Raw genomic sequence first — 12873 nt, forward strand, 5'->3', positions numbered from 1 at the left:
AGCGGAATCCACCCCTTTCCTGACGAGTTGTAACCTACCGGCGCTGGGTGCCGGGGCCATATGGGGAGGACTCCCCACCGTGCGACGCTGGCGCGGCTGAGGCGGTCATTCCGCCAGCGGCACCTGCACCTTCTGAACCTGGGCGCCGTTCACGTAGAACCCACGGCCGACAGGCGACTCGTTGCGCGCGATCCTCGGGAACGGCACCTTGAAGACGGCATCGCCGTCGAAGGTGTCCGGCATGAGGACGATGCCGCGGCGAGCGGCCTTCACCTCGCCGATCAGCCCCCAGCCCGCGGAGAGGGTCGAGACGTCTCCGTCGGTGAGCAGCAGATGGTCGCTGCGGTTGACGAGCTTCACCAGCTCGGTCATGGGCGCGTCCGCGACGCCGCCCTGGAAGTCGGCGACATTGTCGATCACGATCACCAGGTGGTTGGTGACCTCGTCATCCACGACGAGCTTCGCGAGCTCGCCGGCCAGTTCCGCCGCGGAATCCGGGTTCGTCGCGCTCTCCAGCCACGGAAGGGCGTCCTTGATCGGCGACCGTTTCGTGCCCATGAAGAAGAGCCGGGCGTCCGGCCGCCACCGCTGAGTCGACTGCGCCAGGGCGACGAGCGTGTTCGACTTGCCGCTCGACGGCGGACCCGCGACGAGGAACGAGCCGTACGGCTCGAAACCGGTGGGCTGGAGAGTCGCATCCTGAACACCCAGCACCGGCCGGTCGGCGACCGCGGCCGGCAGCTCGGCGAACCGGAGCTCGCGCGGGAGCTGGCCGACCTTCGGCGCCGGCGCGCGTCCGAAGGCCGCGAGCTGCGCGGCGACGCGCTCGACCGCCTTGGACTGCTCCGCCACGTTCGGGGAGCCCCCGGCGACCGCGATCTGCGCTTCGTAGCCGTCGACGATCGCCCGTCCGGGAGGGGAGCCCGCATCCAGGACGTCCTTGGGGACATCGAACATGAAGTACGAGTTCTCGTCCGCCAAGCGCAGGACGACGCGGCGCTGGATGTTCGAGGACACAGCGGTCGGCACCGCGGTGGCGCGATCGGCGGTGAAGACGACGTGCATGCCGAGGGGCCGGCCCTCGGTCAGCAGCTGGAGGAACATGTTGTAGTAGGCCGACCGCCCGAGACCCGTGTCGTATTCGTCCTTGAAGGCCGGGAACCCGTCGAGGAGCAGCAGCACCCGGGGTTCGTCCGGCCGCCCCGCCAGGCGGCGGTACTCGACGATGTCGCCGGCGTTCACCTCGCTGTAGCGGCGGGACCGCGCGTCGAGCATGTCCTTCACGGTGCGCAGCAGCCGGGTCACCCGCTCGTGGTCGTCTCCGCTGACCACCGAGCCGACGTGCGGGAGCGCTTCGAGCATCCGGAGCGTACCCGTGCCGAAGTCCAGCCCGTAGACGTGGACCGGGCCGCCGGCGGGGGTGAGGCCTGCGGCGACGCCGAGCGTGCGAAGCACGACGCTCTTGCCCGCGCCGGAGGTGCCGAACACCGCCATGTGGCCGTCGCGATCGGGGAAGAAGGACGCCGGGGTCTGCAACTGCTGCTCCGGCCGGTCGATCATGGCCATCATCAGTTCGGTGTCCGTCGACTGCGGAAGAGCGAGCAGATCGACGATCGCCGGCAGCTCGTCGAGCCACGGCCGTCGAGGCGCGGGGACCTCGGCCGTCCCGGCGGCGGCGATCAGGTTCTCGACCAGGCGGACCTGATCGTTGGGTCCCAGGTCCGTCACCTGCAGGTTCGGGTCGGCGATCTGCTCCGGTTCCCACTGCACCTCGGCGCCGAACCGCAACTCGGAGATCTTCACGACCGTCGGGTCCGGCTCGCCGCTCGTCCAGCCGCCGGCGTAGCCCGACTGGAACGGGATGAGCCTCCCGGGCCCCGTCTTCGCGATGCCGCGACCCGGGATGGAGGGATCGAACGACGCGGCCACCCTGTCGCCGACCACATCCACACTGTCGTTCTCGTCGGCCACCCGCAGTGCAACGCGCAGGTTCGTGTTCGCACGCAGATTGTCCTTGATCACACCGGCCGGCCGCTGGGTCGCCATGATCAGGTGGATGCCGAGGGAGCGACCGCGCTGAGCGATGTCGACCACCCCGTCCACGAACTCCGGCACCTCTCCGACGAGCGCGGCGAACTCGTCGATCACCAGGATGAGCGCAGGAGGGCATTCCGGGTCGCCCCGCTTCTCCAGCTCGATCAGGTCTTTCGCCTTCTTGCGGTTGAGCAGGTGCTCGCGATGGCGCAGCTCCGCCCGGAGGCTCGTCAGCGCACGCCGCACCAGGTGCGGGCTGAGGTCGGTGACCAGTCCGACGCAGTGCGGGAGGCGCACGCACTCGGCGAAGGCCGAGCCGCCCTTGTAGTCCACGAACAGGAAGGTGACCCGGTCCGGGCTGTATTCGGCCGCCATCCCGAGCACCCACGCCTGCAGGAACTCCGACTTGCCCGAGCCGGTCGTGCCACCGACCAGCGCGTGCGGACCCTGCGTCCGGAGGTCGAGATGCATGGCGTCCGGCGACCCCTGCCCGACGATCGCGCGCAGCGTTCCTGCGCGTTTCCGCGCGACCGGCGGCGCGCCGCTGCGGTCGTGGATGGAGTTGTTCTGGGTCCAGCGTTCGACCGCGGCATGAGGATCCGCGGCGAGGTCCGCGTCGACGAGGGTGAGCATCGACACACTCCTCGGCAGATCGCTCGAGTCGGCGACCACCGCGCTCGCGTCGACCACGGGAGCCAGCCGGCGAGCCAGGATGCGCGCGTATTCGGCCGACACGCCCTCGACGCGGACGTCGGCGACGGTCATCCCGAGCCGGACGAACCCGACCGAGGCTGCGTCCAGGCCGGCGGAGACGTCGACGAAGGTCCGGCACGCCGCGGGCAGCGCCTCGACGGTGTGCGCCATCCAGATCGGGTAGACGTTCGCATCCGCCGCGTACTCGAGAACCTGGGCGAGCCGTGCCCGGTCGACAGGCGCCTCGTTGTCGATCACGACGACGAGGGACGCGACGAGCGGATTGATCGAACCGGTGGTGTTCCCCGATCCGACAGCGGCGCCGCGGTGCACCGCGGCCGCCCCTTCGTCGTGGGCGCCGCGCGCGCTGTCCGCTCTGCGTTTGACGTCGATCCGGGTCTCGATGAGCTCCTCGAGGGCGTTCAGGATCGAGGTGGCGGTGGAGGTGCTGTCCGCGAGGTGCACGCCGGCGAGCGAGCTCTGCGGCGACGAGGTGTGCGGCAGCCACTTGAGCCACTCGAACTCGGCGGTCGAGCGCGCACCGAGGATCGCGGCGATCGTCAGTTCTGCGGGTGAGTGCAGGCCGGCGTACTGCACGATCAGGGCGCGCACGGTATCCGCCACGCTGGTGCCCGGTCCGCACACACCGAGTGCCCCCGCGAGTTGCAGGTTCTCGACCAGCGGCACGTCCGACACGAGCTCGGCGCGCGCCTTCAGCTCTTCGACGGCGCGCGTGTACGCCGGCAGCCCCTTGCCGAAGTCGTCCGACGTGACGGTGTTGCGGCTCGGCATCGTGCCGAGGCCCAGTCGCACGTCGAGGAAGTTCCAGTGCTCCGGCCGCCGCGTCCAGAGCATCGGACCGAGCTGCAGGGCGTCGGCATAGATCTCGGCCACCGAGGGGCTCTCGCGCCGGCGGGCCTCCTGCTCGCGCGGAACCTCCGCCAGGACACGGGCTTCGAGGTCCTCCAGCTGCAGTTCGAACTTCTCGGTGGAGATCTTGAGCTTGCGTTTGACACCGCTCGACTGGGCGACGTAGCTGCCGAGCATCATCATCGGTGCAAGCGCGATGAACGCGAGGGAGAGGGGGTTGCGCGTGACGGCGAACATCACCGCACCCATCACCGCAGGCGCGACCATCATCACCCAGGGGAAGACCTGAGGCTCCGACTCCCCGGGAATCTCGGGCGAGGGGTACTTCTGACCCGGGTAACGGCCCTCCACCCTCGGTGATCGGTTGAATCGCAGAACCCCGCCGCGCTCGAGCACCTGCTGGGTCGTCTCGGCTGCGGCCGGCGCTTCTGCGGTGAACCGGATCTCCGAGTCGCCCAGGATCACGCTCTGCCCGCTGCTCAGGCGAACCCGCGAGACGAGCCCTCCGTCGACGAGGATGCCGTTCGCCGAGTTCAGATCGATCACTTCCACGCCGCCGGGGCCGACCTCCACCCGGGCATGGCGCTTGGAGACGAGTGGATCCTCGAGCACCACGTCGTTTCCGGCCACGCGGCCGATCGTGCTGTTCCCGGCCGGGAGCAGGAACTCCGCCCCGCGCGCCGGGCCCGTCATCACGCGCACCGTGGCCGCAGCGGCGCCGCGCTGCGGCGAACCCGCTGGGGACGCCTCCGTGCCGCACCGGACGACGACCGCGTTGAAGCCGGATCCGATCGCCGCCTCGCCGATCGGCGTCTCGGGCACGAGTTCGACGAAGGCGTCGGACTCGGGCGGGGAGACCATCAGCGTGAGCCGATCGGCCGGATCCGGCGAGGCCCGGAGGGCGGGATCGGAGTCGACGATCGCCCACGCGACGTCTCCCACCGTCGCGGTCGCATCGGCGGTGACCACGATGTCGACGGCGTCCGCGTTGCCGCGACGGAGACCGAGCTTGACCCTCATTCGTCTGCTTCCTGGTCGATCCCGAGCACGACGAACGAGCGCTCGCCGAGCATCACCGTCTGCCCCTCGCCGACCCGCGTCGGCGAGTGCGTGGGGACGCGCACGAACTCCTCGCCGACGCGCAGCGACGTCCCGTTGCGGGAGGCGCGGTCGACGATCCAGAATCCCCGGTCGTCGAACCCGAAGGCGGCGTGGGTCTTGGAGACCGACCAGCTTTCGTCGGCGATGGGAACCAGCATCCCGACCGCCTCCTGCGCGCGCGGTTCCGGATTGCGGCCGATCAGCCCGCTCCCGGACACACGGATGCGGGTGCCGTCGTCGAAGAGCAGGAGGGCCTCGGTCAGGGGGCGACGCGCAGCCGGTGCCGAGTGCGCTCCGGGGAGGGGCTGCACGGTCGGGAGGGGCTCTACCCGAGGGAGCGGTTGCGCCTGCGCCTGCGGCGCGGGTTGCTCCGGCGACGCCGGGAGCGGTTGCTGCACCACCCCGACGATGGCGGACTCGAGCCGCGTCGCCGGAACGAACGGAATCGGCTCGATCGCGGAACCGGTGAACACGGTCGCCAGCGAAGGGAGGCCCGTCGGCGCCGGTTCGGCCGCCGGCTCCAGCGCCCGTTTCGCCAACCGGAGAGCCTTGGCATCGTACGGATCGAGGCCCTGCGCGATGTCGATCAGCCAGTTGCCGCCCGCACGATCGAGCCAGCCGCGTCCTCGCCTCCCGGGATCCCACAGCGGCGAGAGGAGCAGGACGACGGCGAGTGGCGAGACCCACAGGCTCACCTGAAGGATCAGCGCACGCCCGAGCATGCGCCAGAATCCCGGCTTTCCGAGGGTCGCGGCCCGCACCGACCGGATGCCGAAGATCGCCTTCCCCACGGTGACGCCCTTCAGCCCGTGGAGAACGACCTGCGTCAGAACGAAGGCATAGCCGACGAAGAGGCTCGACAGCAGCAGGATCACCGAGACGAGCGAACCGGCCGTCCCGCTCGCAGCAGCCGCCACCAGCTGACTCATGCCGATGACCCCCGGCACGGCCACGACCGCGACGATCGCCACCTCGACCCCGAACGCGAGAGCGCGCCTGCCGATCGGGGCGGGCCGCAGGCCGAGCGCGAGCGCGTACTCGAAGTCCGGATGCGCGCCGAGGTCGCTGCCCGGCTCCGTCAGCCCCGTCGCAGCGGGCCCACTGCTCACTCGGTCTCCCCTTCGATCTCGTCCTCGATCGCGTGCCGAGGCTCCCCCAAGACAACCGGCCCGAGCATCCCCTGTCGATGGGGAGGCCTCACCATGCCCGTCGAGAAGCCACCCTACCGATTGCCGGCGACCTGCGTCCCGGCTGCTGCCGCGCCGCCGGTACTCCTGAGCCACTCATCGACGCCGCCGACGAGCACTCGGGTGTTCCCGAAGCCGGCGCCGCGGACGATCTCAGCGGCGAGCTCGGCCCGTGGTCCGGCCTTGCAGAGAAGCACGATGTCCGTCTCACGGCGCAGCCCGGCCGGCACACCGCGGGTGCGGAGGATGCTGAGCGGCCACGACCGGGATCCCGGCAGGTGCACGGCGGCGTACTCCTCCGGCTCGCGGACGTCGATGAGTTCGGGACGCCGCGATGACTCGGGTCGTGCCGACGCGAGAATCGCGCGGAGTTCCTCGACGGTGACCGTCCTCCGGGCCTCGACGCCGACGCCGACCTCTGCGCCGACCATCGCGGGCGCACAGCTCTCCGCGGACTGCGCGATGTTCCGCACCGGTCGCCGGCGGACGGCGGGGGCAGGGATCGTCAGCTCGCGCCAGGTGGCCTCGCCGATGTCGAAGAGCGCCAGCCGGCCGAGCAGCGACCTGCCCGTACCGGTGATGAGCTTGACCGCCTCGGCGGCCATGACCGATCCGGCCGCGCCGCAGAGCATCCCGAGCACGCCGGCCTCGCCGCACGACGGCGCCGACTCGGGCGGCGGAGAGTCCGGGTAGAGGTCGCGGTAGGTCGGGCCGTGCCCGGTCCAGAAAACGCTGACCTGCGCGCCGAACTGCAGGATCGAACCCCAGACGCAGGGCTTCCCGGCGAACTCGGCCGCGTCGGAGACGAGGTAGCGGGTGGCGAAGTTGTCGGCGCCGTCCACCACGAGGTCATAGCGCTCGATCAGCCCGACCGCGTTCTCGGCCATCAAACGGTAGGGATGCGTCTCCACGCGCACGAGCGGATTGACCGACTCGAGTGTGTCCCGTGCCGAGTCGACCTTGAGCCGGCCCACGTCACCGGTGCCGTGGATGACCTGCCGCTGGAGGTTGCTCGTCTCCACGCGGTCGTCGTCGACGATGCCGAGGGTTCCGACACCGGCGGCGGCGAGATAGAGGAGTACCGGAGATCCGAGGCCGCCGGCGCCGACCACGAGCACCCGGGCGTTCTTCAGCCGCCGTTGTGCGTCACCCCCGAACCCGGGGAGCAGCAGGTGACGCGAGTAGCGGTCCGCCTCCGCGGGACCGAGCGAGCCGGCCGCGTCGACCAGCGGGCCTGCGGCGGAGCGCGCCTCCCTTGCGCTCACAGGTCGGGCCGCCCGTCCATCGGCGACGACGCGAGCGAGACGGTCCGCCGGGGGATGCGGCCCGAGCGCGCGGCGAGGCGCCCCGCTATCACGGCGTGCCGGAAGGCCGCGGCCATGCCCACGGGATCCTGGGCGCGGGTGACGGCGGTGGCGAGCAGGACGGCGTCGCAGCCCAGCTCCATGGCGAGCGCCGCGTCGGAGGCCGTGCCGATCCCGGCGTCCAGGACGACCGGAACGCTCGCCCGCTCAGCGATCAGCGCGATGTTGTGCGGGTTGAGGATGCCGAGTCCCGTGCCGATCGGCGCGCCGAGCGGCATGACGGCCGCCGCGCCGAGGTCCTCGAGCCGGCGGGCGAGCGCCGGATCGTCGTTGGTGTAGGCGAAGACGACGAATCCGCGCGACACGAGCTGCTCGGTTGCGACCGCGAGCTCGGCACCGTCCGGGAGGAGGGTGTCCTCGTCGGCGATCACCTCCAGCTTGATCCAGTTCGTTCCGAGCGCCTCGCGCGCCAGCTCGGCGGTGAGCACGGCCTCCCGGGCGGTCAGGCATCCGGCCGTGTTGGGCAGCAGGCGGATGCCCGCGTCGGCGATCAGCCGGAACAGCGATCCCTCCGACGACGGATCGTGGCGGCGCATGGCGACGGTCGTGAGCTCCGTCCCGGAGGCGGCCAGGGCGGCGCCGAGCCCGGCCAGGCTCGGGGCGCCTCCCGTCCCCATGATCAGGCGGGACCCGAGCTCGACGCCGTCGATGGTCAGCGGGTCCGCGGCGGTCGTCCCGGCGGGCGCGTCCAGCGCGTCCATCGCAATCGGTGCGTCGGTGCGCATGGTCAACCTCCCTGGGTGGCGCTGACGATCTCGACCACGTCGCCGTCCGCGAGTTCCTCCGCAGTCCAGCCGGCGCGGGGCACGACGACGGAGTTCACGGCGACGGCCGTACCGAGGGCTCCTCCGTCCGGGATGGCGCCGGCCGCGTCGACCCGGATCCCGGTGAGGTCGGCGACGAGGTCGGCGACCGAGAACGCGGCCTCCGCGCTCCGGCTCTGTCCATTGACGGTGATCGTGATCATCGGATGGTGTTCCTCTCCGCCGCGGCGAGCGCGGCGTCCTGTGGTGCGAACCGGTGGGGGCGGAACCGGTTCCAGCGCTCGTCGTCCGGCAGCCCCTCCATGAGTCCGAGGCAGACCTCCGCGGCGATGGGGGCGAGCAGCACGCCGTGCCGGAAGAAGCCGGTCGCCACGATCAGGCCCGGCACGTCGCCGTCGCCGCTTCGCACGCGGCCGAGAAGGGGAGCGTTGTCGGGCGTCGCCGGGCGTGCGCGTGCCGTCGCCTCCAGAAGCTCCAGCTCGGCGACGGCCGGGAGGACGTCCTGCGCGTCCCGCAGCAGCCGATGGACGCCGGCCGCGGACACGCCGGCGAGCCCGTCCTCGCGCTGGGTCGCGCCGATGACGAGGGTGCCGTCCGCCCGCGGGACGAGGTAGACGCTCTCGCCGCGGACGAAGGCGCGGACCGTCGCGGTGAGCAGCGGCCGGAGCCGGTCGGGCACGCGCAGCCGCAGGATGTCGCCGAACACCGGGCGCAGCGGCAGCACCAGCCCGTCGGGCAGGTCGCCGATACTGCTCGCACCGAGACCGTTCGCGAGGACGACCTCTGTCGCTGTCACGGTCGTCCCGCGCTCCCCGCGGACGCCGGTCACCCGCGAGCCGGCGTCCGCCGGATCGCTGTGCAGCAGCGTCACGACCCGCTCGGGGACGATGCCGGCGACCGGTGCGCTCTCCAGTTCCGCCAGTAACCGCTTCGCCAGCAGGCGGGGATCGACCTGATGGTCGCCGTGGACACGGTACCCGGACGTCACCCGGGGGCCGAGGCAGGGCTCGAGCGTCCGGAGGTCGGCGAGGGAGATCGGGTCGGCCACGAGCCTCCGGGCGCGATGCGCCGCGTGGAGGTCCGCCAGGGCCCGCCGGTCCCCCTGGTCGACTCCGACCAGGAGGGTCTCGGTCGGCAGGTACCCGGTGGCGGTGCCGTCCGCCGCGAGCGCCTCGACGAAGTCGGGGTACCGTTCCGCCGACGCGACCATGAGCTCCAGGAGGGCGTCCTCCTGGTAGTGGTACTCGCTCACCGGCGCGAGCATCCCAGCGGCGGCGAAGGTGGCGCCACGGGCCGGAGCCGGATCGAACACCCGGACCGACCGGCCGGTCCGGGCGACCGTCCAGGCGATGGCCAGACCGATGATCCCGCCACCGACGACCACGACGTCCACGGCCTCGACGGCCTCGGACCCGGACACTCCCCCGGCCGCGGCTACCCTGGCCTCATGTCCCTCGCCGCCGCGCAACTCTATCTCTGCACCGATGCCCGAACCCGTCAGGGCGACTTCGCCGACTTCGCCGACGCGGCCTTCTCCGGTGGAGTCGACATCATCCAGCTGCGCGACAAGACCCTCGAAGGCGGCGAAGAGCTCGACGTCCTCGCGGTCCTTGCCGACGTCGCCGCCCGGCACGGCAAGCTCTGGGCGGTCAATGACCGCGCCGACATCGCCCGCGTCTCCGGGGCCCCTGTGCTGCACCTCGGGCAGAAGGATCTGCCGGCGCCGGTCGCCCGGACGGTCGTCGGGGCGGGCACGGCGATCGGGCTCTCCACTCACAGCGCCGAGCAGATCGACGCCGCGATCTCCGCCGACGGGCTGGACTACTTCTGCGTCGGCCCGGTCTGGCCGACGCCCACGAAGCCCGGCCGCGCCGGTGTGGGCCTCGGGCTCGTCGGCTACGCGGCCGCCCGCGCCGCGACGCGGCCGTGGTTCGCGATCGGCGGCATCGACGAGACCACCATCGGAGAGGTCGTGGCGGCGGGCGCCGAGCGCGTGGTCGTCGTGCGGGCGATCACCGAGTCGGATGACCCCGCCGGAAGCGCCGGGCGGTTGCGCGCGGCGCTCCCGGTCCTCGCGCACCACGGCTAGGGGCGGCCGGTGGTGGGCGCGGGAAGGTAGACCTTCCCGCCGGACTCGGCGAACTCGGCCGATTTGGCCGCCATCCCGGCGACCCGCTGCTGCTCGGTGACACCGCCGAACTGGTCGCGGATGTCCTGCGAGATGCGCATCGAGCAGAACTTCGGCCCGCACATCGAGCAGAAGTGCGCCGTCTTCGCCGGTTCGGCCGGCAGGGTCTCGTCGTGGAACTCCTGCGCGGTGACCGGGTCCAGCGACAGGGCGAACTGGTCGCGCCAGCGGAACTCGAACCGGGCCTTCGAGAGCGCGTCGTCCCGTGCCTGCGCGCCCGGGTGGCCCTTGGCGACGTCGGCCGCGTGGGCGGCGATCTTGTATGTGATGACCCCGGTCTTCACATCGTCCCGGTCCGGCAGGCCCAGGTGCTCCTTCGGCGTCACGTAGCAGAGCATCGCCGTGCCGTAGCGGGCGATCTCGGTCGCCCCGATCGCCGAGGTGATGTGGTCGTAGCCCGGAGCGATGTCGGTCACCAGCGGGCCGAGCGTGTAAAAGGGGGCGCCGTCGCAGAGCTCCTGCTGTCGCTCGACGTTCTCCCGGACCAGGTGGAACGGGACGTGTCCGGGGCCCTCGACCATGACCTGCACGTCGTACGTCCAGGCACGCTTGGTCAGCTCGGCGAGGGTGTCCAGCTCGGCGAACTGGGCGGCGTCGTTCGCGTCGGCGATGGACCCCGGCCGCAGCCCGTCGCCGAGGGAGAACGCGACGTCGTACTGCGCGAAGATCTCGCAGAGTTCGTCGAAGTGCGTGTAGAGGAAGTTCTCCTGGTGGTGCGCCAGGCACCAGCCGGCCATGATCGAGCCGCCACGCGAGACGATCCCGGTCACCCGCTCCGCCGTCAACGGCACGTACCGCAGCAGTACGCCCGCGTGGACGGTCATGTAGTCCACGCCCTGCTCGCACTGCTCGATGACTGTGTCCCGGTACACCTCCCAGGTGAGCGCGGACGCATCCCCGTTCACCTTCTCCAGCGCCTGGTAGATCGGGACGGTTCCGATCGGCACCGGCGAGTTGCGGATGATCCACTCACGGGTCGTGTGGATGTCGTCGCCGGTGGAGAGGTCCATCACCGTGTCCGCGCCCCAGGTCGTCGCCCACTGCAGCTTGGATACCTCCTCGGCGATCGAGCTGGTCACCGCGGAGTTGCCGATGTTGGCGTTGATCTTCACCAGGAACGCCTTGCCGATGATCATCGGCTCCGACTCCGGGTGGTTGACGTTGTTCGGGATGATCGCCCGGCCGGCCGCCAGCTCCGAACGCACCAGCTCGACGTCGCAGCCCTCCCGCAGCGCCACGAACCGCATCTCGGGAGTGATCACTCCTTCGCGGGCGTAGCGCATCTGCGTGATCGTGCGTCCGGGGAGCGCCCGGCGCACCGGCGGCTTGGCGCCGCGCCACTCCGCCGACGCCTCGCCACGGCGGATCGCCGAACGGCCGTCATCCTGCAGGTTGCGCTCCCGGCCCGGGTACACCTCCGTGTCGGCGCGGCCGGCGATCCACTTCTCGCGGAGCGGCGGCAGACCGACGACCGGGTCACTGCCCGGTCCCTCGGTCCGGTACACCGTCACCGGCGGGTTGGCCGTGCCGTCCGGCGAGGGGTCCAGACCGATCCGATCGACCGGCACGTGGAGGTCGTGCTCCGTGTCGTGCAGAAAGGCCAGAGCGCGTGCAGTTACGACAGAATCCATCGAGGAGACTCCTACTTCCTTCGCCGGAATTACCCGGACAGGTTCGAACGGTCGCAGGCCGCGTCAGCCCGATCTCAGCCCTTGCGAGGGCTCCCGTGTGGATGCACCGACCATAGCGCACGATCCGGAGGGGCGTCGAACCGACCTGCTAGGGTCGCGCCATGAGCCCCCGCGAGCACAGCATCCCGCGCGTGCTCAGCATCGCCGGCACGGACCCCACCGGCGGTGCGGGCATCCACGCCGACCTCAAGAGCATCGCCGCCAACGGCGGGTACGGCATGGCCGTCGTCACCGCCCTCGTCGCGCAGAACACCACCGAGGTCCGCACCATCCACACCCCTCCGCCCTCCTTCCTCGCCGAACAGCTCGCCGCCGTCAGCGACGACGTCACGATCGATGCCGTGAAGATCGGGATGCTCGCCACCGCCGACAACGCCGCGGTCCTCGGCGCATGGCTCGCCGAGACCACCCCGCCGATCGTGGTGCTCGATCCTGTGCTGAAAGCCAGCACCGGCGACGCGCTGGGACGCGACGACCTGCTGCAGGCGCTCCGCGGCCTCCTGCCGCTGTGCAGCGTGGTCACACCCAACCTGGACGAGCTCGCAGCGCTAGCCGACGAACCGCCTGCGTCGTCCTGGGACGCGGCGATCGCGCAGGCCCAGCGGCTCTCCGAGGCCTACGAGGTCGCTGTGCTCGTCACGGGTGGGCACCTCGGCGGTGCGACCTCCCCCGACGCCGTGATCGATCCACGGGACACGCTCGGCACCGGCCGGGCCGTCTCTTCGCTGATGGCGCCACGAGTGGCGACGGCGAACACCCATGGCACGGGCTGTTCACTGTCGGCCGGGCTGGCCACGAATCGCGCACGGTCGGGAGACTGGCTGGACGCTCTCCGGGTGACGAAGACGTGGCTGACCGGCGCACTCGCATCAGCCGATCGCCTCGACGTCGGCCGTGGTCCGGGCCCGCTCGACCATTTCCACCACCTGTGGCCGGAGGGGGACGGGTCGGCGGTCGCCGAGCAGGATCCGGTGGCGTGAG

9 protein-coding genes and 1 riboswitch are annotated in these 12873 nt (G+C 71.3%); of the genes, 2 read left to right on the forward strand and 7 right to left on the reverse strand.

The window, feature by feature from the left end; genetic code table 11:
• Positions 1-105: 105 nt before the first annotated feature.
• The 6 genes from ACPYOG_RS01670 to thiO all read right to left on the reverse strand — a co-directional run bounded on the left by ACPYOG_RS01670 (position 106) and on the right by thiO (position 9433).
• On the reverse strand, positions 106-4617 hold the full coding sequence (locus ACPYOG_RS01670) for an FtsK/SpoIIIE domain-containing protein (protein ID WP_481292521.1): 4512 nt from the start codon (positions 4615-4617) through the stop codon (positions 106-108).
• Positions 4614-5807, reverse strand: a complete 1194-nt coding sequence (locus ACPYOG_RS01675; protein ID WP_481292522.1) for an RDD family protein — start codon at positions 5805-5807, stop codon at positions 4614-4616. The genes ACPYOG_RS01670 and ACPYOG_RS01675 overlap by 4 nt, the downstream gene beginning before the upstream one ends.
• Positions 5808-5920: 113 nt before the next feature.
• Positions 5921-7150 (reverse strand): ThiF family adenylyltransferase, encoded by a 1230-nt coding sequence (locus tag ACPYOG_RS01680; protein WP_481292523.1) that lies wholly within the window; start codon positions 7148-7150, stop codon positions 5921-5923.
• Positions 7147-7950 carry a thiazole synthase gene (locus ACPYOG_RS01685; RefSeq protein WP_481292568.1) on the reverse strand — a complete coding sequence of 268 codons (804 nt, stop codon included), beginning with the start codon at positions 7948-7950 and terminating at the stop codon, positions 7147-7149. The genes ACPYOG_RS01680 and ACPYOG_RS01685 overlap by 4 nt, the downstream gene beginning before the upstream one ends.
• A gap of 26 nt (positions 7951-7976) precedes the next feature.
• Entirely contained in the window at positions 7977-8216 is a 240-nt protein-coding gene (gene thiS / locus ACPYOG_RS01690) for a sulfur carrier protein ThiS (RefSeq protein ID WP_481292524.1), read from the reverse strand.
• Positions 8213-9433 (reverse strand): glycine oxidase ThiO, encoded by a 1221-nt coding sequence (thiO, locus tag ACPYOG_RS01695; RefSeq protein WP_481292525.1) that lies wholly within the window; start codon positions 9431-9433, stop codon positions 8213-8215. The genes thiS and thiO overlap by 4 nt, the downstream gene beginning before the upstream one ends.
• 27 nt (positions 9434-9460) lie before the next feature.
• On the opposite strand from thiO, the gene thiE reads away from it, so the two are divergent.
• Complete coding sequence (gene thiE, locus ACPYOG_RS01700; RefSeq protein WP_481292526.1) at positions 9461-10102, forward strand: thiamine phosphate synthase; 642 nt, start codon at positions 9461-9463, stop codon at positions 10100-10102.
• On the opposite strand, the gene thiC is transcribed toward thiE, so the two are convergent.
• Entirely contained in the window at positions 10099-11832 is a 1734-nt protein-coding gene (gene thiC / locus ACPYOG_RS01705; RefSeq protein WP_481292527.1) for a phosphomethylpyrimidine synthase ThiC, read from the reverse strand. The genes thiE and thiC overlap by 4 nt on opposite strands.
• Positions 11831-11939, reverse strand: a riboswitch (TPP riboswitch). It overlaps the preceding gene by 2 nt.
• A 54-nt stretch (positions 11940-11993) precedes the next feature.
• On the opposite strand from thiC, the gene thiD reads away from it, so the two are divergent.
• Positions 11994-12872, forward strand: coding sequence for a bifunctional hydroxymethylpyrimidine kinase/phosphomethylpyrimidine kinase (thiD, locus tag ACPYOG_RS01710; protein ID WP_481292528.1), 879 nt, complete (start codon positions 11994-11996; stop codon positions 12870-12872).
• Position 12873 lies beyond the last annotated feature (1 nt).

This window comes from Leifsonia sp. HAY1-4F (assembly GCF_056755275.1).